The organism is Pseudodesulfovibrio portus (assembly GCF_026000375.1).
Taxonomy (GTDB): Bacteria; Desulfobacterota; Desulfovibrionia; order Desulfovibrionales; family Desulfovibrionaceae; genus Pseudodesulfovibrio; species Pseudodesulfovibrio portus.
Window position 1 is genome coordinate 1408452 of the sequence record NZ_AP026708.1, and the last position, 19611, is coordinate 1428062.

General features: G+C 63.4%; 20 protein-coding genes. 10 read left to right on the forward strand and 10 right to left on the reverse strand.

Features of this window, described 5'->3' with window-relative positions:
- Positions 1–28 precede the first annotated feature (28 nt).
- The 3 genes from OO730_RS06820 to OO730_RS06830 form a co-directional block, all read right to left on the reverse strand.
- Entirely contained in the window at positions 29–826 is a 798-nt protein-coding gene (locus tag OO730_RS06820; RefSeq protein ID WP_264983835.1) for an ABC transporter ATP-binding protein, read from the reverse strand.
- Between the two features lie 113 nt (positions 827–939).
- Positions 940–1596, reverse strand: coding sequence for a CBS domain-containing protein (locus OO730_RS06825; RefSeq protein ID WP_264983836.1), 657 nt, complete (start codon positions 1594–1596; stop codon positions 940–942).
- Between the two features lie 328 nt (positions 1597–1924).
- Positions 1925–2113: a hypothetical protein gene (locus tag OO730_RS06830; RefSeq protein ID WP_264984180.1), complete on the reverse strand. Its 189-nt coding sequence runs from the start codon at positions 2111–2113 to the stop codon at positions 1925–1927.
- Here OO730_RS06830 and OO730_RS06835 point away from each other — a divergent pair.
- A complete protein-coding gene (locus tag OO730_RS06835; RefSeq protein ID WP_264983837.1) occupies positions 2031–2237 on the forward strand; it encodes a diguanylate cyclase in 207 nt (68 codons plus the stop codon). The two genes, OO730_RS06830 and OO730_RS06835, sit on opposite strands and share 83 nt — an antisense overlap.
- A gap of 18 nt (positions 2238–2255) precedes the next feature.
- On the opposite strand, the gene OO730_RS06840 is transcribed toward OO730_RS06835, so the two are convergent.
- On the reverse strand, positions 2256–4937 hold the full coding sequence (locus tag OO730_RS06840) for a cobyric acid synthase (protein WP_264983838.1): 2682 nt from the start codon (positions 4935–4937) through the stop codon (positions 2256–2258).
- A gap of 193 nt (positions 4938–5130) precedes the next feature.
- Here OO730_RS06840 and OO730_RS06845 point away from each other — a divergent pair, with 193 nt between their 5' ends.
- Together OO730_RS06845 and OO730_RS06850 are read left to right on the forward strand one after the other, a co-directional pair.
- A complete protein-coding gene (locus OO730_RS06845) occupies positions 5131–6399 on the forward strand; it encodes an alpha/beta fold hydrolase (protein ID WP_264983839.1) in 1269 nt (422 codons plus the stop codon).
- The gene (locus OO730_RS06850) at positions 6396–7184 is read left to right on the forward strand and encodes an MlaA family lipoprotein (RefSeq protein ID WP_264983840.1); all 789 of its coding nucleotides are present in this window, start codon (positions 6396–6398) and stop codon (positions 7182–7184) included. Before OO730_RS06845 ends, OO730_RS06850 begins: the two co-directional genes overlap by 4 nt.
- A 122-nt stretch (positions 7185–7306) precedes the next feature.
- Here OO730_RS06850 and OO730_RS06855 read toward each other — a convergent pair whose 3' ends face one another.
- The 3 genes from OO730_RS06855 to lepA form a co-directional block, all read right to left on the reverse strand.
- Positions 7307–7831, reverse strand: coding sequence for a hypothetical protein (locus tag OO730_RS06855; protein WP_264983841.1), 525 nt, complete (start codon positions 7829–7831; stop codon positions 7307–7309).
- 263 nt (positions 7832–8094) lie between these two features.
- A complete protein-coding gene (gene lepB, locus OO730_RS06860; RefSeq protein WP_264983842.1) occupies positions 8095–8715 on the reverse strand; it encodes a signal peptidase I in 621 nt (206 codons plus the stop codon).
- A gap of 84 nt (positions 8716–8799) precedes the next feature.
- Positions 8800–10605 (reverse strand): translation elongation factor 4, encoded by a 1806-nt coding sequence (gene lepA, locus OO730_RS06865; protein WP_264983843.1) that lies wholly within the window; start codon positions 10603–10605, stop codon positions 8800–8802.
- Positions 10606–10708: 103 nt separating this feature from the next.
- On the opposite strand from lepA, the gene OO730_RS06870 reads away from it, so the two are divergent.
- Positions 10709–10966, forward strand: coding sequence for a hypothetical protein (locus OO730_RS06870; RefSeq protein WP_264983844.1), 258 nt, complete (start codon positions 10709–10711; stop codon positions 10964–10966).
- Positions 10967–11403: 437 nt separating this feature from the next.
- Here the strand turns inward: OO730_RS06870 and OO730_RS06875 are convergent, their stop codons facing one another.
- The 3 genes from OO730_RS06875 to OO730_RS06885 form a co-directional block, all read right to left on the reverse strand.
- Complete coding sequence (locus tag OO730_RS06875; protein WP_264983845.1) at positions 11404–12666, reverse strand: type II toxin-antitoxin system HipA family toxin; 1263 nt, start codon at positions 12664–12666, stop codon at positions 11404–11406.
- Positions 12656–12994: a helix-turn-helix transcriptional regulator gene (locus tag OO730_RS06880; RefSeq protein ID WP_264983846.1), complete on the reverse strand. Its 339-nt coding sequence runs from the start codon at positions 12992–12994 to the stop codon at positions 12656–12658. The genes OO730_RS06875 and OO730_RS06880 overlap by 11 nt, the downstream gene beginning before the upstream one ends.
- A gap of 151 nt (positions 12995–13145) precedes the next feature.
- Entirely contained in the window at positions 13146–13634 is a 489-nt protein-coding gene (locus OO730_RS06885) for a PocR ligand-binding domain-containing protein (RefSeq protein ID WP_264983847.1), read from the reverse strand.
- A gap of 158 nt (positions 13635–13792) precedes the next feature.
- Between OO730_RS06885 and OO730_RS06890 the strand changes: the two genes are divergently transcribed.
- The 6 genes from OO730_RS06890 to OO730_RS06915 all read left to right on the forward strand — a co-directional run bounded on the left by OO730_RS06890 (position 13793) and on the right by OO730_RS06915 (position 19343).
- The gene (locus OO730_RS06890) at positions 13793–14668 is read left to right on the forward strand and encodes a YitT family protein (RefSeq protein WP_264983848.1); all 876 of its coding nucleotides are present in this window, start codon (positions 13793–13795) and stop codon (positions 14666–14668) included.
- 1 nt (position 14669) lies between these two features.
- Positions 14670–15488: an SAM hydrolase/SAM-dependent halogenase family protein gene (locus tag OO730_RS06895; RefSeq protein WP_264983849.1), complete on the forward strand. Its 819-nt coding sequence runs from the start codon at positions 14670–14672 to the stop codon at positions 15486–15488.
- Positions 15489–15491: 3 nt separating this feature from the next.
- On the forward strand, positions 15492–16220 hold the full coding sequence (locus tag OO730_RS06900) for an adenosylcobinamide-GDP ribazoletransferase (RefSeq protein ID WP_264983850.1): 729 nt from the start codon (positions 15492–15494) through the stop codon (positions 16218–16220).
- Positions 16221–16372: 152 nt separating this feature from the next.
- Positions 16373–16879, forward strand: coding sequence for an EF-hand domain-containing protein (locus OO730_RS06905; protein ID WP_264983851.1), 507 nt, complete (start codon positions 16373–16375; stop codon positions 16877–16879).
- Between the two features lie 156 nt (positions 16880–17035).
- Positions 17036–18013 carry a signal peptide peptidase SppA gene (gene sppA / locus OO730_RS06910; protein WP_264983852.1) on the forward strand — a complete coding sequence of 326 codons (978 nt, stop codon included), beginning with the start codon at positions 17036–17038 and terminating at the stop codon, positions 18011–18013.
- 139 nt (positions 18014–18152) lie between these two features.
- Positions 18153–19343 (forward strand): pyridoxal phosphate-dependent aminotransferase, encoded by a 1191-nt coding sequence (locus OO730_RS06915; protein WP_264983853.1) that lies wholly within the window; start codon positions 18153–18155, stop codon positions 19341–19343.
- Positions 19344–19611: the final 268 nt, after the last annotated feature.

Here is a 19611-nt window from a genome sequence, read left to right on the forward strand (position 1 = left end):
TCGGCTTGCAGCCGGGCCTTCCTGTTCTCTATCTCCCTGTGAACGCTGCGTCCTCGGTGCCTAGATAGGCAGCGATGACGTCCTTGTTCGCCTGCACCTCGTCCGGCGTACCCTCGGCGATCTTCTGGCCGAAATCGATGACCACGACCTTGTCGGAGATGTCCATGACAACTCCCATGTCGTGTTCCACCAATAGGACGGTAACGCCCCATTCTTCGGCTATGTCGAGGATATATCGGGCCATGTCCTCGGTCTCTTCGAGGTTCATGCCCGCCATGGGCTCGTCCAGGAGGATGAGCTTGGGTTCGGCGGCGAGTGCGCGTCCGAGTTCCACCCTTTTCTGCACCCCGTAGGGAAGGCGTCCCGCGTGTTGGTGCCGGTAGGGCGAAAGGTTGAGGAAATCGATTACATCTTCCACGCGGCGACGATGCCGATCCTCCGTGCGTACCGCTTTGCCCCAGTACATGATGGAGGAGAGCAACCCGTAGTTGATCTGGCTGTGCCGACCGACCATCAGGTTGTCGAGCACGGACAGACCCTTGAACAGGGCGATGTTCTGGAAAGTGCGCGAGAGCCCGAGCTCCGTGCGCTTATGCGCCGGAAGCGAGAGCAGGCACTCGCCGTCGAGGGAGATGCTGCACGGCCCGCGAGCCCCGCCATCGGGGACGTAGCGGCCGCTGATACAGTTGAGCATGGAAGTCTTTCCCGCACCGTTGGGACCGATAAGGGACGCGATAGTCCCTTGTTCAACGGTGAAGGAAACCCCCATGAGGGCGGCAATGCCCTTGAACGTGAGTGTTACATCACAGACGTCGAGGTAGGCCATATCCTAAATTATGTGCTGAGAACACACCCGTCTCAGGCGACGTGTGCACGGCCGGTCGGTGGATTACGTAACACCGCCCCGGTCCATATGCTGTCGAAAAGCCAGGTGCGCCTTTAGGTCCACTCTTCCTTGAAATCGTCGGGAGTGACCAATTTGTAGCCCCGGTCCGTGAGAGCTGCCTCCACTGCGGACGGGTCTTCGGTATCTACTCGGACGACGACGACGCGGCGTCCGTTGAAAAAGAATGTGCCGGTGGAGATGATGGACATCTTCATGTTGGCGATGACCCCGGCGACTTCATAGAGTACGCCGGACCGGTCCTCGACCTCGATGGTCAGACGGGACCCGCCCTCGCGGTATCCCATCTCTTCGGCAAGCACGTCGAGCATGACGTTTCGATTGATGTATCCGATGAGCTCGCCCTCTTGACCGACCACGGCCAGACCGGCCAGGTCCATCTCGAACATCATGTCCGCCGCGCCCTCGATTTCGGTCTCGGGGGCCACGGTCTTGATGTCGGTGCGGTAGATCTTCTCCACCGTCAGCTTGCTCATCAGATAGTTGATCTCGTGTTTTTCCAGGGAGGTCATGATGGAGGGAAGGGCCGCAAAGATGTCTTCCTTGCGCACGTAGCCGAGCAGCTTGCCGTTCTCGTCCACCACCAGGAGCATCCAGAGCTTGTTGTCCTCAAGCTGTTTCTGGGCGTCCTTGACCAGGGTCTGGGGGGTGACCTTGACGAAGTCGCGAAGCATTTTCAGTCCGACGTACATATTCTCCTCCTTGAAGCAGCCGCTGGGGCGCTGTCGGTTCAAGCCGTATTGGCATATATTCTTCACGGATGGATACACGTTTTCATCAAACGGCGCAATTTCATCCGTAAACGGCCCGACAGAACGCGGTGCCCCTAAAAACCCGTTTTTCATGCGCAAGTCAATACTCAAACAATTGTTTGTGAAAAAAAGGTCGTCCGCGTCCACGGCCCAACCATCCCGAACGGTTTACCTTCACCCGTCATCTGCCGTAATTGCACAACCATGGGATTAACAATATACATCGCCAGCACCCTTTCCATCCGGCAAGAGACAGCGAGAATGCGAGTCAAGCGCCGTCGGACTGGAGCAGACCGCCGTCCAGGTCGAATTCAACTCCGTGGCGAACGACGCCCTGTCCCTGACCGAAACGGAAGAAGGTGCGGCGATGCGGGTTGGCGACAGGATCATCGAGGCGGCGGGGCGCTCCCTTCAAGCTGGGGAAAATCACCGCCACCATCGGGGCTAGCGTCGGCATCTCCGTCTGCCCGAACCACGGGAGTTCGGAAGAGGCGCTCGTCAAGTGCGCGGACCAGGCCATGTACCGGTCCAAGGAAAAGGGGAAGAACACGTGCACTTCCGCAAGTTCCCCGGACGACTGAGCATGCCCGCTCCCCGCGTCACCCGCCCATCTTGTAGAAGAGGCTGGCCTGGGCGCAGCATCCGGAAAGGCCGAGCGCCTTGTAGACCGAGTCCATGTCCACGGCTTCGCGCACCACGCCCGCCAGGTGATCCAGCGCGTCCTCCAGGTCGAAGGTGGTCTGGATCTGCTCCAGCGGCGACAGTCCCCTGTCCATGCGCAACTGGTCGATGAACCAGCGGCGGAACCGGTCCGAGTCGAACAATCCGTGCAGATAGGTGCCCATGACCCGTTTGTCCGTCCGCATATAGCCGAGCGGCTCGCCCGCGTTGTCACGCAGGGCCACCCGCAGGTCGTCGGACAGCGGCGCGGTGTGGCCGTGGTGGATTTCATAGCCGTGGACGGGCAGGCCGGACGCCGAGTGCACGCCGAAGGTGCGGGTCAGCGTCTTTTCCGGGGCCAGGGTGGTCTGCACGGGCAGCAGGCCGAAGCCCTCCACCCGGGTGGTCTCGGATTCCAGGCCGTAGGGGTCGTCCACTGTCTCTCCGAGCATCTGGAACCCGCCGCAGATGCCCACGATCCGGGTCCTGTTCCCGGCTCCGGCCAGTTCGCGCAGCACTGCGGCCATGCCCGTGCCGCGCAGGGCCTTCATGTCCCCCACCGTGGACTTGGAGCCGGGGATGATGATCGCGTCGGGCGTGCCCACGTCGCGGGCGTCGGTGACCACCCGGACATGGACGTCCGGCTCGGCGTAGAGCGGGTCGATGTCGTTGAAATTCGAGATGCGCGGCAGGTCCAGGACCACGATGTCCACGCACTCCCCGTCCGGGAACTTGGCCGCCTCGGGCCGGAACCCCTCCTTGAAGGACACCGAGTCCTCCTCGGGCAACCCCAGGGAGTGGATGTACGGCACCGTGCCCAGCACCGGCTTGCCCGTGTGCTCGAACATCTGGCCGAAGGCCGGGTCGAGCAGCGAGGCATCGCCCCGGAACCGATTGATGACGAACCCCTCCACCAGGTCGCGCTCCAGGGGCGTGAGCAAATTCATGGTGCCCACGATGGAGGCGAACACGCCGCCCCGGTCGATGTCGCCGGTGAGCAGCACCCGGGCCTCGGCGAACCGGGCCATGGCCATGTTCACGATGTCGTGGTGCTTCAGGTTCACCTCGGCCGGGCTGCCCGCGCCCTCGATGACCATGATGTCGTGCTCGTTGGCCAGGGAGTCGTAGGCGGTCTTGACCGCCTCCCATGCGCGCGGCTTGTACTCCACGTACTCGCGCACGGACATGTTGCCCACGGGCCGCCCCATGACGATGACCTGCGAGCCGGTGTCCGAACCGGGCTTGAGCAGCACGGGGTTCATGCGCACGTCCGGGGTCAGGCGGCAGGCCATGGCCTGGGTCACCTGGGCGCGGCCCATCTCGCCGCCCTGGTCGGTGACGAAGGAATTGAGCGACATGTTCTGGGCCTTGAACGGGGCCACGGAGTAGCCGTCCTGGAGAAATATGCGGCAGAAGGCCGCGGCCAGCACCGACTTGCCCGCATTGGAGCTGGTGCCCTGGATCATGAGCGCGGGCGTGCGCTTGACGCGCTTGACCACCGGGCCGCGCGCCGTGCCGGACACCGCCTCCATGGCCCGGATCAGGGACTCGTTGTCGTCCTTGTCGCGCACCGCAACCCGAAACCAGTTGTCGTCCAGCCCGGTGTAGTTGCCGCACAGCCGGATGCCGATCCTGTGCTCGGCCAGCAGCCGGTCGCGCAGCCAGGTGGCGTCCTGGCCCACGCGGTCCATGCGGCAGAGCAGGTAATTGGCCACGCCGGGGAAGACCTTGATGCCCGGCACCTGCCGCAACCCTGCGGCAAGGGACTCGCGCAACAGCCCGGTCTGCTCGCGGGTGCGGGCCGCGTAACCGGTGTCGCGCAGACACCGCGTGCCCACCCTCTGGGCCAGGATGTTCACGGACCAGGCGGGCATGCGTCGGCGAATGCGCAGGATCACGTCCGGGTCGGCAAAGGCCAGGCCCAGCCGGATGCCGGGGATGGCGTAGAACTTGGTCAGGGAGACCACGGTGATGACGTTGGACGGCCTGTCGCGAACCAGCCGGTCCGTGTCCTCCGGGAGGAACTCCGCAAAGGACTCGTCCACCACGAAGGTGGACTGCGGAAACATGGACGCCACCTCGCGCAGGTCGGCCGGGGAAAAGATCGTGCCCGTGGGGTTGTTCGGGCTGCACAAAAAAACCAGGGACGACGTGCGTAGCAGCGACCCCATGGCCGGAAAGTTCACCTGGAAATCCCCGGTCATGCCCGCCTCGACGATGGACAGGCCGTGCGCCTTGCACGCCCGGGCATAGTCCACGTAGGTGGGCGAGGGGATGATGGCCTGCCGGTGGCGCCGCATGCCTGCGATGGCGAACAGGAGCTCGGACGCGCCGTTGCCCGCCACCACCTGGGTGGGCCAGACCTTGTACTTTTCGGAAGCCGCCATGATCAGGTCGTGGCATTCCGGGTCCGGGTAGGCGTCCACGAACCGAAGCGCCTGGCCCACCACCTGCCCCAGCCACGGCGGCGGCCCCAGCGGGTTCACGTTGGCCGAAAAATCGAGAATCTCCTCGGGCGCGCACCCGACGGTTTCGGCCATGCGCCGCACGTTCCCGCCATGGGCGAACTTCTGCTCGTCCAGCATATCGGGGATACCCGCAAAAAGTGACTGCCTGTCCATGAATCCGCCGTGATGAAGTCAAAATCTAGAGAAATTCAAGACTTTTCATTTGATACCCTGAATGGTTTGGCGTGTCCACTTTTGAAGCGTGAAAAATAGCGGGCCCGCGAGCGGGCGCATTGCTTTCCGCAGACCGTCAGGTTAGATACTGGTGCACCTTCGGCCCTGACCGGACATTTCACCACGTGGAAACATGCGCACCATATATCTGATCATCCTCACCCTGCTGCTCCTGCCTGCGGTTTGTCCGGCCGGAGACCAACAGCCGTACCCCTTTGACGACCCGTACCAGGCCACGGTCTTCGGCACGCCCGCCAAGATGCGGTACGTCTTCGAAAACCCGGTCCGCCCCGAGGTCCGGGCCATCCGCATAGAGGGCCGCCGGGTTCCGGAGGTCTTCTCGTACAGCCGGGACATGTTTTTCACCACCGCCCTGCAGGATGGACCGGCCCCGCTCATCTTCGTCATCGCAGGGACCGGCGCGGAGCACAACTCGGCCAAGATGGTCTTCCTGACCCGGCTGTTCCACGAAGCCGGTTTCCACGTGGCCGCCCTGTCCTCGCCCACGCACATGAACTTCGTGGTCAGCGCGTCCGGCCACGGGGTGCCCGGCTTCGTGCCCTTTGACGTGGCCGACCTCGACCGGGTCATGGGCTGGATTCGGGAGGAGCTCGCCGAGGAGTGCGCGATCACCGGCTACTCGCTGGCCGGGTACAGCCTGGGCGGGCTGCACGCGGCCTTCCTGGCCGAGATGGACGAGCGGACGAACGAATTCGGCTTCGATCGGGTGGTGATGATCAACCCGCCGGTGTCGCTCATCCGGTCCGTGAACCGGCTCGACTCCTGGCTGACCGGCGAGAACCTCAACCGGGTCACGGTCCACCAGCAGATCCAGGACTACCTCGACCAGTTCTCCGACTACTATCTCAACGCGGACGTGACCGACCTGGACGACGACTTCCTGTTCAGGATGATCACGGACATCGGCCTGGACCAGCGCGACCTCAAGACGCTCATCGGGGCCGCGTTCCGCATCTCGTCCGCGTCCATGATCTTCACCTCGGACGTCTGCCTGCGGGCCGAATACCTGGTGCCGCCGGACCATTACCCGCTCAAGGTGGGCGACCCGCTCCTGCCCTATGCCCGGCAGGCGTTCAACGTCAGCTTCGGCCACTACCTGGACGAGTACCTGCTGCCGTTCCTGCGCTACCTCGACCCGGCCACGACCCGGGAGGAAGTGATCCGCCTCTCCGGCCTGGAAGCGATCCGGTCCTACCTCGAGGGCGCGGACAAGGTCAGGGTGGTGGGCAGCCGCGACGACGTCATCCTGGACGAGTCGGACGTGCGCTTCCTCACGGAGGTCTTCGGCGACCGGGCGCAACTTTTCGAGCACGGCGGCCACTGCGGCAACCTGATGCATCCGGACTTCGTCCTGGCCCTGAAAGGGATGGTGCAGCCATGACCCGCCGCATCCTGCTCCTGCTCCTGCTGGCCCTGCTCACCGCTTCATGCGCCCCCAAGGTGGTGGACGTTGCCGCCCCGGCAGCCGCGCTGGAGCCCACGGGGTTCAAGGCCCCCCTCCACCGCTGGCCCGAAGCGGACGCGCCCGCCCTGCGCTTCCTGGACGTGGACGACCCGTGGGAGCCGATGAACCGCGAACTGTACGAGGTCAATGCGATCCTGGACAAGTACGTCATGTACCCGGCGGCCAACATCTACCGGATCTTCATCCCGGCCCCGGTGCGCACCGGGGTGTCCAACGTGCTGGGCAACATCGGCGAGGTGCCGGTCTTCCTCAACTCCCTGCTGCAGTTCAAGGGGAAGAAGGCGGCCATCAGCTTCTGCCGTTTTCTCATCAACACCACCTTCGGCCTGGCGGGCGTCCGCGACCTGGCCTCGCGCAACCCGAAGCTGGCACGCCAGCACGAAGACGTGGGCCAGACCCTCGGCTACTGGGGACTCGGCACGGGCCCGTACTTCGTCATGCCGGTCCTCGGCCCGTCCAACCTGCGCGACACCGCAGGCTTCGGCGGCGACACCCTGATCATGTATCTGGAGATGGAATACCTGTACGAGACCCTCGGCCTGCAGGACAACAGCCCCCTGGACATGACCGAGTTGATCATCCGGGGCCTGGACATGCGCGCCAACACCGCGTTCAGCTACCACTCCACCGGCTCGCCCTTCGAGTACGAGATGGTCCGGTTCATCTACACCAAGAAACGGGAGCTGGACATCAGGCGCTAGGCCGGGCCGAAAGGTCCCGGGCCCGACTCTGTCCGCCCCGAAATATCCGCACGCAAAAAGGCCGCCCCAGGGAGCGGCCTTCTCATACGTGTCCGAGCGGCAAGGGCGGAACGCCCGCCGCGCTAATCGTTCATCTTTCTCCGCAGGCCGATGAGACCGAGCAGGCCGGAGCCCAGCAGCCAGAGAGCGCCGGGGATCGGGGTCGGAGAGACCCGGAGGGTGGAGCTGATGAACTCCATCGCATAACTGGATGCGCCGTTGAAAACCTCGATGTGCAGGTCCATCACGCCGGCGAGATACGGGGTGATGTCGAACACCGTCAGGGAAAGGTTCTCAGGCACCCCGGCCGGGCGGTTGTTGTCGAACTCCCCGTAGGAGAGCAGGTCGCCGAGATACGTCCCGTTGAGGTAGACCTTGTCCACTTCGGCGGCCCAGCCGTCCGCAGCCGAGTCGACGTCGTCGGCCCAGATGCTCAGGGTGGCCTTGAAGGGACCGGTGACGGACCCGTCATAGGTGTGCGTCCAGTTGACCTCTACGAAGTCGTAATCGCCGTCTCCGTAGACGGTTTCCACGTAATCGGCGGAAGCCACGGTGCTCACGAACAGCAGCGAGACCATCAGGAAGGTGGAGAAGATAGCTTTTTTCATTTTCATGCCCTTATTACCGGTTTGCGTAGCATGGCGCCTTGAAGCACCGGAATGTCTTTGTAAAACACGCTCTTAATGCAAAGACCGTTCCCCACATCAAAACCACCGTGAAAGCAGTCGGTTGCGCCCATTCCATACCCGACCGGTGCACAATTGTCCTGAAAAATCAGACGGTCACCGTGCCCCGGCCCCCGGACGATCGATCCGCACAAAAAAAGGCCGCTCCGGGGAGCGGCCTTGGTCTTATCAGTCTCGGCTTCGGTCTAGTCGAAGATGGTCCCGATGCGATTAAACCGGATGTCGGTGACGGACGCCCAGGACCAGTAGATGATCAGGGCCTTGCCCACGATCTTGGAGCGCTTGACCGTGCCCCAGAAGCGGGAATCGTGGGAGCCCTCGCGGTTGTCGCCCATCATGAAGTATTCGTCCTCGGGCACGATGAACGGGCCGAAGTTGTCGCGCACCGGGATATTGTCCGCCTTGGTGTGGATCACGTACGGCTCGTCGATGGGCTGGCCGTCGATGTAGACCACCTTGTTCCTGATCTCGATGGTCTCGCCGGGCAGGCCGATGACGCGCTTGATGAAGTCCTGGTTCTCGTTGAGCGGGAACTTGAAGACCATGATGTCGCCGCGCTCGGGGTCGCCGGTCTTGTACAGCACCTTGCCGTCCGTGGTGTCGAGCCAGATGGTGGACGGCAGCCGGACGTCGTAGGCGAACTTGGAGACCAGCAGGTGGTCCCCGATCTGCAGGGTTTCCAGCATGGAGCCGGACGGAATCTTGAAGGCCTGCACCACAAAGGCGCGGATGACGAACGCGAGCAGCAGGGCCACCACGACGGCCTCGACGGTGTCGCGGAACGATTTGAGGGAACTCTGGGTCATGAATCTTCCTATGTATGAATCCGAATTATCAGGCTGAGGCAACACGTCCGGGTCAGGAAGGCCCGGGCATCTGGGACAGCCAGCCTAGTCTTCGTCTGCCTTGAGCACGGCGAGGAACGCTTCCTGGGGGATTTCCACGTTGCCCATGCGGCGCATACGCTTCTTACCCTCTTTCTGTTTTTCCAGCAATTTGCGTTTCCGGGAGATGTCGCCGCCGTAGCACTTGGCGGTCACGTCCTTGCGGAACGGCGCGTTGCGCTCCTTGGCCACGACCTTGTTGCCGATGGCGGCCTGGATGACCACCTCGAACATCTGGCGCGGGATGGAGCGCTTGAGTTTAAGAGCCAGGGACCGGCCGATGCGGGCGGAGTTCTCGCGGTGCACGATGCAGGAAAATGCGTCAACGGGGTCGCCGTTGATCAGGATGTCCAGCCGCACCAGGTCCGCCTGGCGGTAGTCGATGATCACGTAATCCAGCGAGGCATAGCCCTTGGTGGACGATTTGAGCTTGTCGAAGAAGTCGTACATGACCTCGGCGAACGGCATCTCGTAGGTGATGACCACCCGGGTTTCGGTCAGGTAGGCCATGTTCTTCTGGATGCCGCGCTTTTCCTCGCACAGGGCGAGCACCGCGCCCACGAACTCGTTGGGCACGTGCACCTCGAGGCGCACGAAGGGCTCGCGGATGGACGCGATCTTGGTCGGGTCCGGCAGCTTGGACGGGTTGTCGATGATCAGGGTCTCGCCGGTCACGGTCTCCACTTCGTAGATCACGGACGGGGCCGTGGTGATGAGCCGGGCCTCGAACTCGCGTTCCAGCCGCTCCTGGATGATCTCGATGTGCAGCAGGCCGAGGAAGCCGCAGCGGAAGCCGAAGCCCAGCGCCTGGGAGGTCTCGGGCTCGTAGCTGAAGGCCGCGTCGTTGAGCTGGAGCTTTTCCAGGGCCGCCTTGAGGTTCTCGTACTCGCTCGGCTCCACCGGGTAGAGGCCGGAGAAGACCATGGGCTTGACCGGCTTGAAGCCGGGGTACGGCTCCGGGGTCGGCCTCTCGGCATGGGTGATGGTGTCGCCCACGGGCGCGTCGCCCAGTTCCTTCATGGACGCGCACATGAACCCGACCTCGCCCGGTCCCATGGACTTGATGTCCACGGCCTCGGGCATGAACGCGCCCAGCCGGGTGACTTCGAACTTCTTGCCGGAGGAATAAATCTTGATCCGGTCGCCCTTCTTGATCTGGCCGTCGAGGATGCGGAACAGGACCACCACGCCCTGGTAGGAGTCGTACCAGGAGTCGAAGATGAGCGCCTTGAGCGGCGCGTCCGGGTCGCCCTCGGGCGGCGGCAGCAGGTGGATCACGGCGTCGAGGACCTGCTGGACGTTCTTGCCGGTCTTGGCCGAGACCATGATCGGGTTGGAGCAGTCCAGGCCGATGACGTCCTCGATCTCTCTGGAGATCATTTCCGGGTCCGCGCTGGGCAGGTCGATCTTGTTCAGGACCGGGATGACTTCCAGGTCGTTGTCCATGGCCAGATACACGTTGGCCAGGGTCTGGGCCTCAACGCCCTGGGTGGCGTCCACCACCAGGAGCGCGCCCTCGCAGGACGACAGGGACCGGGACACCTCGTAGGAGAAGTCCACATGGCCGGGGGTGTCGATGAGGTTTAAGATGTATTTCTCGCCGTCGGTGTCGGTGTACGGGATGCGCACGGTCTGGGCCTTGATGGTGATGCCGCGCTCCCGCTCCAGGTCCATCTTGTCGAGGTACTGCTCTTTTTTGTCGCGGTCCCCGACCATGCCGGTGATCTCGAGGATGCGGTCCGCCAGCGTCGACTTGCCGTGGTCGATATGGGCGATGATGCTGAAATTTCGTATTTTATTGATTTTGCTCATAGTTTATTTGCTCAGGCGATTCTCAAGCCGCTCAAAAAGGTGCGAATACAAAGCGCAAGGTCACAGAGTGTTGGAGCCCATCTCCTTAATATAAGGACACTCTTTGGCCGCAGCAACGCAGCAGTCGTGCGTTTTTCAGCGGTTTGATCACTCGGACACAGGGAAAGACCCCTTTGACCGGGTGTCGGAAGGCTCTATTAAGGTATTTAATGATGGTTGTCTATTTTGTGATGAGGCCTGCGCCGGCGAACGCTTCGAGCAGCGCGGCCTGAAGCAGCCGGGGTTCAACCCCGGCGGGGGAGGAGAAGAATTATTGATGCCGCCGTTGGCGGCGATAGGGAATTTTTTAAGATTGCGCTAACGCGCGCCCTCCCGGCGGGGTCCGTTTTTTTGTTGGGGCAAAAAAACGGACCCCGCCGGGAGGGCAACAAAAAAAATGGAGGAGCGCCAGCGACGGCTCTCCTCAAAATTCTCCCTTATCCCAACAATCGCAGCCCCTTGGGCTGCCACCTCTCTTCTTCAAAACCGCCCGCCAGGGCATTGACTACCGACCCCGGATAGCTATTATTCTATTAGGAGAAACAGCTAACGGAGGTGCATTCCAATGATCACTTTCAACGGCATCAATCACCATATCTCCACCTGACGCGGCCGTGAAACCGCCCGTAGGCGTGGACCCGGGGCACGGCAAAGCCCCGCCTCCCCACACGGCCAATGCGCAGATGGACGGTCCAGCCCGGACCCAATGAAAAAGCCGCCCCCAAAGGGCGGCTTCCTTTGATATTGATGGCAAACCCATCATTGTTCCAGCGAATATGGATTCAAAAACTGTCTGCGCCAGAGGGAAGCCCTTTCGATTGCGGTCAATCGGCCCTCTTCGCACACCATGTCCCAATTATCGCGAATGGCGGCTTCCGTCCCATCGCAAATACTCCGCGCCTCGTCTTCGGACAAAAGAAAAGCATTGGCAGCCGCGAGACACGTCTTCAAGCGGCTGCTGCGGTCGTTGCCGGTGATGAGCATGGCCTGGGCGGCCTCGTTTCCGGTCCTGCCCTGAGGGCAGATGTCGTAGGCCGGGGTCAGGGAAAGATTCCGCCCATCCCAAAAGGCTGCGTGGTTGCGGGCATGGTCGTCGGTGTTGCCGCTCATGACGTTGAACACCAGCCGGGTGAACAGCTCCCGGAGGGTTTCCCTTGGGCGCGTGAACCGATGACGGATGATCTCGGCCAGGTCCTCGTAGCTCGCGTACCGGGCCATCATTTCGTCCAGGCCGAACAGGGTCAGGGCCGAAAGCATTGCCCTGCGCCGCCAGCCGTCGTCCGTGCGCACCCGGTCGAACCGCTCCACCAGAAGCACGTCCCGTCCGGCGGCCTGGACCAGCCGGACCGGAGCCGCGTCCACTCCGGCCAGCCCGGCCAAACGCATGGCCACGAACTCGGCCTTGACCACATTGTACACGTCGGTGGTGGACGAAAACTTGGCCACGTACTTGCGGTCGCCGTCCTCGATCAGGGCCTTGGGCCTGGCCCCGCCGATGGATGAGCCGTGAAAAAGCGCCTGGTCCAACTCCGGCGAGAGCGGGACGCCCTTCTCCACCCGGTCCGCCGAGTCCAGCAGTTCGGCCAGGTCCGCGTTCTTGGCGTTGCGCCCCACATACTCCGTGGGCGACGCCTGGAAATCCAGCGCCCCGATGCGGTCCGAACCGGACTCCAGCAGATACGTCAACTCATCAAGAGCCACCGGATCGGCCTCGGCCCCCTTAATGCCGAGCACCCTGTTCAGGATGACCCGACGCCCCCAGGCGTCGGGCGCGCCGTCCCGAATGCAGCCGGGCATGGAGAGTCCCGGACGCAAAGGGAGGACGCCCGCCCGCAAAGGCAGCTCATCCTCGAAAATCGATATCGCCGCAGAAGATTGCCCCACGCGCTCAAGATAGGACCGACCATAGTTGAATCGGAGTCCGCCTTCGTCGGGAGCCAGTCGCCCCGCGACCACCGGCTCGGTCTCGCCGGGCAGCCACACCCACACATAGGCCTCGGCACGGCTCTCCCTAGAAGTCATCGATCACCTCCCGGTCCCTGCTGCGCACGGACTTGGGGAGCAGGGCAAGCCGATCGTCCACCTGCCGGGAAAGACGCTCCAACCCCCTGCCATCCGCGTCGAACAGCTTGACGCCGACTATGGCCGCCACCTCGAACACCGAGCCGATCCCCACCGTGGGCACCCCTCGCTCTATGCGCTGCAACATGCTGCGGGACACCCCGGCCCGGTCCGCCAAATCCTGCGTGGTCAGCCCACGCTCCTTGCGGCCCGACCGGATCATCTTCCCCAGCAGACGCACGGCTTCACCGCTGTACCGGGAATATGTGCGGACAGATAGTTTGCTCATAAACACACCTATTAAATGGTTTATAAATGACCCATAAACTTCTTTAACGATTCATATATAACTCACAAGTTCAATAATGGCAATCCATGATCAACAAAAAAGCCGCCCCTTGGGGCGGCTTCCGTTTTCCCGTCCATATAACAACTGGAATCTATCCCTTCAATTCCTCGATCCGCTGCTTGATGTAGGCCTGAATCTCCTCCACCATGCCCTCGGCAAGCGGGACCAACTTCCCGGCCATGTCGGCGGCAGTCGACTCCTCAATATCACTCATCATGCCGATGGTGAAGGGGTCGGCCTCGCCCTCGAACGGCACCAAACCGCAACCGCCGATGGAACCGACGACCTCGCCGTCCGCCAGGACAGGCACCGCAACCCGCATCATGCCCGCGTCGCATTCCTCGGAAAAAGGCTCGCCCTGCTTCATGAGCCGGGTGAACATCTGGCCCGCAGGCACGCAGATGGAACCGAACCCCTTGTCGTCGTCGCGGATGGCCCGGCACAGCCTGTTGCCCCAGGTGGTGCCGAACAGCCGCTTGCCGTCCGCGTCCATGATGTCGGCGTTCAGGCCGAACCGCTCGGACAGCTCCAACTGGAGCGCCCGCAGATCCTCGGCAGGGATCACATCGGTGATTTTCATATGCCAAACCCTCGTTTTCTGGTCTGAAATTATCCGGAAGCAGCCTGTTTACTCCGAATCGACCCGGTGCGCAAGTTGGCCGGGGAGCGGGCGGCCCGGCGCACGATTTTGGTTTTCAGACCCGGCAAAACCCGCTAGAATCAGGGGCGGAGACACCAATGGATTTCGACACAAAGACTTCACTTCGCGCCATGACCTTCGGCGTACCCTGGAACCTGGCGCTGCTGACCATCGGCGCGTTCCTCATCGCCTTCGCGGTCAAATCCGTGGCCATGCCCCACGGCCTGCTCACGGGCGGCATGTCGGGCATCGCCCTGCTATGCTACTACGCCTTCGACGGCCTGACCACCGGCCAGTGGTATTTTCTGCTCAACCTGCCGGTGTTCGTGCTCGGCTGGGTGTTCGTCAGCCGCAGGTTCTTCTTCTACTCGCTGTACGGCATGATCATCTCGTCCGTGTTCATCGACATCATCCCGTGGCAGTTCAAGTTCGACGACATCTGGCTGGCGGTCATCATCGCCGGGGCACTGCTCGGCGCGGGCGTGGGCGTGGCCCTGCGGTCGCTGGGCTCCACCGGCGGCGCGGACATCCTGGCCGTGATCTGCAAGGAAAAGTTCAACATGTCCATGGGCTCGTTCGAGCTGTGGTTCAACATGATCGGCTTCCTGGGCGGATTCATCTACCTGGATGCGCACGTCGTGCTCTATTCCATCGCCATGACCTTCGTCATCGCCTTCGCCATCGAGTACGTGCTCGGCATGTTCTCCGAACGCAAGATGATCATGATCGTCTCCGACCACCACGCGGCCCTGAACGCGGCCATCCTGACCGACCTCGACCGGGGCGTGACCCTGCTCGACGGGCACGGCGGTTATACCGGGGACCCCAAGAAGGTGATCCTGACCATGGTCTCCTCCATCCAGCTCAAGGAACTGGAGGAGCTGGTCTACAACATCGACCCGGACGCGTTCTTCATCATGGGCTCGGGCTTCCACGTCCAGGGCCAGGGATTCTCGTCCAGAAAGGTGTACTGACATGTTCACCGCAACCGAGAAAGAGGCAGTTCCCCGCACCATCGGCCTGATCACCGACTTCGGCCTGACCGACCCCTACGTGGGCCAGATGAAGGCCGTCCTGGCCAAGAAGGCCCCGCACTGCCCGGTGGTGGACATCTCCCACGGCGTGGAGCCCTTCAACGTGGCCCAGGCCGGTTTCTTCCTGGCCGCCAGCTACGTCCACTTCCCGGACGACGCGGTCATCCTGGCCGTGGTCGACCCCGGCGTGGGCACGGGCCGCAGGATCGTGGGCGTGGAGATCGGCGACCGGCTGCTCATCGCCCCGGACAACGGGCTGCTCACCCTGGCCCTGAAATTCGCCTGGTCCGAGGCGCGCGCCTATGACCTGTCCAGGGCCGTGGACGCGCCCAAGAAGGTCTCGCACACCTTCCACGGGCGGGACGTGTTCGCGCCCCTGGCCGCATGGTTCGCCCTGGGCGGCAAACCCGCCAGCCTCGGCGAGGAGATCGCCCCGGAGGACATGGTCACCCGCACCTGGTCCGAACCGAACATTTCCGCCGACCGGGCGCGCTGCCACGTGCTGCACATCGACCGGTTCGGCAACTGCGTGCTCAACCTCGAGGCGGGCAGCCTCGGCACCCCGGCGGCCCTGCGCCTGACCTCGCCCGCAGGCGGCCCCCTTGCCTACGCCACCCGTTACGCGGACATGCCCGAGGGCGACCCCGGCCTGCTCGAAGGCAGCCAGGGATTCCTGGAGATCGCCGTCAACCAGCGGTCCGCGGCCAAACGGTTCGGCCTGTCCATGGGCGACGAGATCGAACTTTCCTGGGAGAGATAGACCATGCGCCACTTCCTCGACACCCTCGGCTTCCTGACCCGCCTGGCCCCGGCCCGCGTCATTCCGGACGAATCCATGAACCGGTGCATGCGCTACATGGCCCCGGTGGGCGCGCTCCTCGGCGCGGTGGTGGCCCTGCCCTTCTGGCTCGGCCTGTTCGGAAACTCCCCCTGGGTCCAGGCCTGGCTCATGACCGCCCTGTCCGTCATCCTGACGCGCGGCCTGCATTTCGACGGGCTGGCCGACATCTGCGACGGCGTCACCACCCACACCGACCCCACGCGGTTCTGGGAAGTGGTCAAGGACAGCCGGTCCGGCGCGTTCGGCGTCATCGGCCTGGTCATGGTCATCGTCGGGCAGGTCGTCCTGTTCCACGAGATGGCCTCGCGCGGCGACTATGAAGCCGTGGTCTGGGTGTTCATCCTGGGCCGGGCCGGAGCCGTCTGGCTCGGCTACCACGTCCGCCACCTAGTCCGCCCCGGGCTGGGCAAGCTGTACATCGACGGCGCCACCCTGGGCGTGGCCCTGGCCACCACGGCCGTGACCTTCGCCGCCGGGCTCTATCTGGCCGGACTCTACGCCGCCCTGGCCGGCGTGCTCATCGCCACCCTGGCCCTGCTCGGCCTGTTCCGGCTGGCCGAAAAGGTGGGCGGCGCAAACGGCGACTTCCTGGGCTGCGCCGTGCTCCTGGGCGAGCTGGCCGCCGGGCTGGGATACGTCCTGGTCATCTAGCCGGGAACCATTGCGGGCAAACGCTTTCCGCATCTTAACATTTCTTAATATTCATTAACGCATTTCTGGCGCGTCCCTTGCTGCGATCGCCCAAGGCAGAGGCACGGGCAATTTTTGCCCTCTCCATTCACCTCCAGCAAGAGGAGCAGATCATGAGCATTGATTCTGTGAGCGGCTCGAGCGCGTCCCTCAACTTGGCCGAGATGATGCAGCAGGCCAGGAATGAACGGCCCGACCCGGACGAGATGGCGGAGTTCATCATCGGACAGGACGACACCGACGGCGACGGGGTCCTGACCCTCGAGGAAACGCCGCTCGATGCGGAGCGGTTCGGCCAGATCGACGCCGACGGCGACGGCTTCATCACTGCCGAAGAGTTGAGCGCCGACGCGGAAAGCCATGCCCAGGGGCCCGAGGCCATGGGCGGGGGCAAGGGAGCGCCGCCCTCCGACTCGGAATCCGGGTCCGGCGAGAGCGAGGAAGAGTATGACGCCTACGACCTCAACGAGGACGGCGTGGTCACCCTGGACGAATTGCTCCAGGCCTTCCGACAGGGCGACGACAGCCTGAACTTCATCTTCGGCGAATCGGAAAACGGCGTGTCCGCCCTGACCCAGCGCCTGGCCATGGCCGCCTACCAGGCCCAGGCCGCCGAGTAGCATCCCGACCGACCATCGGAAATGCCTGACCACATCTCTCCCATGGACGGGGGAGATGCGTGTCCGGGCTTGCATTGAAATCCGCCCGGCCCTCTTGGCAAAAGTCCTCCTCCCCGATAGTATCCGGCAATCAATACTGCCACTTTGGAGGAACCCATGCCATCCCGACTGTTGCTGGCCCTGGCGGCCCTGCTGCTCATGCTCCCCGGCTGCGCGCCCAAGATAAAGATATTCGCTTCCCAGGCCACCGAGCCGCTCAAGGAGTTCGTGGTGGACGGCGAGGGCCAAGGCAAGGTGGCCCTGATCCACCTGCGCGGCTTCCTCAGCTCCCAGCCCAAGATGGGCATGCTGCGCGCCCGGCCCAGCCAGGTGCAGGAGCTGGTCAACGCGCTCAAGCTGGCCGAGGCGGACGACGAGGTCGGGGCCGTGGTCATCGGCATCGACTCGCCCGGCGGCACCACCACCGCCTCGGACATCCTCTATCACGAGATACTCGGCTTCAAGCAGCGGTCCGGCAAGAAAGTCGTGGCCGCCATGTTCGACGTGGCCGCATCCGGCGGCTACTACGCGGCCCTGCCTGCGGACTGGATCATGGCCCACCCCACCACCATCACCGGGTCCGTGGGCGTAATCTTCATGCGGCCCAAGCTCTCCGGCCTCATGGACAAGGTCGGCGTGGACGTGGAGGTCTCCAAGTCCGGGCGCGACAAGGACATGGGCTCCCCGTTCCGGCCCACCACCCCTGAGGAGGAGGCGCTCTTCCAGGGAATCATCGACGACTTCGCGGCCCGCTTCCACACCCTGGTCGCCAAGCACAGGCCCCTGTCCCCGGCCCAGTTGGAGACCGTCAAGACGGCCCGCGTGTTCACGGCCGGGCAGGCCAGGCAGATCGGCCTCATCGATCAGGTCGGCTACGTGCAGGACGCCTTTGCCAAGGCGCGCGCCATGGCCGGGCTCGCCAAGGATGCCAGGGTCGTGACATACCGCCGCGACACCTACCCCAACGACAACCCCTACAACACCCTGGATTCGGCAGACCCGGCCAAGCTGAACATGCTCGGCGTGGACGCAGGCTTCATCATGCCGCCCAAGGCGGGGTTCTATTACGTCTGGCCGCAGGGCCTGACCAACTAGGAGGGACCCTGCCTCCGGGAACGGGACGCCCCGGCCACGGGCGTCCGCGCCCTCCCCGGCCCGTTTCAGGCCAAGGCTTCTTGCGCGGCAAAAGCCTTTGCCGTACAGTGGCGGTCCCAATGAATAGAAGGAGTTTTTCATGCAGCTGATTTCCGACCAGATAGCCGGATACGTGGAACGGTCCTCGTGGATCCGCAAGATGTTCGAAGAGGGCATCGCCCTGAAAAAACAGTTCGGCGAGGACGCGGTCTGCGACTTCAGCCTGGGCAACCCCGACCTGCCGCCGCCCGCCTCCGTCAAGGACGCGCTGCTCGAGCTGGCCGAGGACGCGGACAAGCCGTTCTTCATGGGCTACATGCCCAACTTCGGCTACCCGGACGTGCGCGAAAAGCTGGCCGCCGTGGTCAGCAAAGAGCAGGGCGTCAGCGTGCCCGCCGACTGCCTGGTCATCACCTGCGGCGCGGCCGGTGCGCTCAACTCCGTGTTCCGGGCCACCCTCGGCCCCGGCGACGAGGTCATCACCCCGACCCCGTTCTTCGTGGAGTACGGCTTCTACTGCGAGAACCACGGGGCCAAGCTGGTCCCGGTTCCGGCCAGGGAGCTGACCTTCGAGCTGGACCTGGACGCCATGGACAAGGCCATCACGGACAAGACCCGCGTGGTGCTCATCAACTCGCCCAACAACCCCACGGGCGCGGTCTACTCCCGCGAGCAGCTGGAAGGGCTGGCCGCAATCCTGGAAAAGCACAACCAGGGCCGCGAGCGCCCCATCATCCTCCTGGCCGACGAGCCCTACCGCTTCCTGGCCTTTGACGGCGTCGAAGTGCCCAGCCTGCTCGACATCTACGACTACTCGGTGGTCTGCTCCTCGTTCTCCAAGAACCTCTCCATGGCGGGCGAACGCATCGGCTACGCCTGCATCAACCCGGCCATGCCCGGCAAGGAAGCGCTCATCGGCGGCGTGACCCTGACCAACCGCATCCTCGGTTTCGTCAACGCCCCGGCCCTGGCCCAGAAGCTGCTCGGCAAGGTCCTCGGCTCCACCGTGGACGCCTCGGTCTACGATGCGCGGCGCAAGGCCATGGCCTCGATCCTGGACAACGCCGGGTACGAGTACACCATGCCGAGGGGCGCGTTCTACTTCTTCCCCAAGGCCCCGGGCGGCGACGACGTCAAGTTCTGCGCCTCCCTGACCGAGGAAAAGGTCCTGGCAGTGCCCGGAACCGGCTTCGGCCGCCCCGGCTATTTCCGCCTGGCCTTCTGCGTGAGCGAAGACGTCATCCTGCGCGCCAAGGACGGCATGGCAGCGGCCATGGCCAAGTACAAATAATTCAATAATCCCGACATCGAAAAGGGCTGCTTTCGGGCAGCCCTTTTTTTGTTCCCGCCCCCGGCCAAACGGTTTAAAAATTTGGCCCCCTGCCCCCGACTCCGGGGCCAAGTTAAAAAAACTGTACCCCCCGGCCTGATCCGGCTCGGACGCGGAGTCTTCCAACTTCCGAGACAACATCTTGATATTAAAGGATATAAAAACTATCTCAGCTTTGGGCCCGAGTTTGGCACGCCATATGCTTTAAAGAAAGCATCTTCCTTTTATT

Excerpts from the sequence above, each read along its gene's own strand:
- OO730_RS06820 (WP_264983835.1), bottom strand. The coding sequence starts at position 826 with ATGGCCTACCTCGACGTCTGTGATGTAACACTCACGTTCAAGGGCATT.
- OO730_RS06825 (WP_264983836.1), bottom strand. The coding sequence starts at position 1,596 with ATGTACGTCGGACTGAAAATGCTTCGCGACTTCGTCAAGGTCACCCCC.
- OO730_RS06830 (WP_264984180.1), bottom strand. The coding sequence starts at position 2,113 with ATGCCGACGCTAGCCCCGATGGTGGCGGTGATTTTCCCCAGCTTGAAG.
- OO730_RS06840 (WP_264983838.1), bottom strand. The coding sequence starts at position 4,937 with ATGGACAGGCAGTCACTTTTTGCGGGTATCCCCGATATGCTGGACGAG.
- OO730_RS06845 (WP_264983839.1), top strand. The coding sequence starts at position 5,131 with ATGCGCACCATATATCTGATCATCCTCACCCTGCTGCTCCTGCCTGCG.
- OO730_RS06850 (WP_264983840.1), top strand. The coding sequence starts at position 6,396 with ATGACCCGCCGCATCCTGCTCCTGCTCCTGCTGGCCCTGCTCACCGCT.
- OO730_RS06855 (WP_264983841.1), bottom strand. The coding sequence starts at position 7,831 with ATGAAAAAAGCTATCTTCTCCACCTTCCTGATGGTCTCGCTGCTGTTC.
- lepB (WP_264983842.1), bottom strand. The coding sequence starts at position 8,715 with ATGACCCAGAGTTCCCTCAAATCGTTCCGCGACACCGTCGAGGCCGTC.
- lepA (WP_264983843.1), bottom strand. The coding sequence starts at position 10,605 with ATGAGCAAAATCAATAAAATACGAAATTTCAGCATCATCGCCCATATC.
- OO730_RS06875 (WP_264983845.1), bottom strand. The coding sequence starts at position 12,666 with ATGACTTCTAGGGAGAGCCGTGCCGAGGCCTATGTGTGGGTGTGGCTG.
- OO730_RS06880 (WP_264983846.1), bottom strand. The coding sequence starts at position 12,994 with ATGAGCAAACTATCTGTCCGCACATATTCCCGGTACAGCGGTGAAGCC.
- OO730_RS06885 (WP_264983847.1), bottom strand. The coding sequence starts at position 13,634 with ATGAAAATCACCGATGTGATCCCTGCCGAGGATCTGCGGGCGCTCCAG.
- OO730_RS06890 (WP_264983848.1), top strand. The coding sequence starts at position 13,793 with ATGGATTTCGACACAAAGACTTCACTTCGCGCCATGACCTTCGGCGTA.
- OO730_RS06895 (WP_264983849.1), top strand. The coding sequence starts at position 14,670 with ATGTTCACCGCAACCGAGAAAGAGGCAGTTCCCCGCACCATCGGCCTG.
- OO730_RS06900 (WP_264983850.1), top strand. The coding sequence starts at position 15,492 with ATGCGCCACTTCCTCGACACCCTCGGCTTCCTGACCCGCCTGGCCCCG.
- OO730_RS06905 (WP_264983851.1), top strand. The coding sequence starts at position 16,373 with ATGAGCATTGATTCTGTGAGCGGCTCGAGCGCGTCCCTCAACTTGGCC.
- sppA (WP_264983852.1), top strand. The coding sequence starts at position 17,036 with ATGCCATCCCGACTGTTGCTGGCCCTGGCGGCCCTGCTGCTCATGCTC.
- OO730_RS06915 (WP_264983853.1), top strand. The coding sequence starts at position 18,153 with ATGCAGCTGATTTCCGACCAGATAGCCGGATACGTGGAACGGTCCTCG.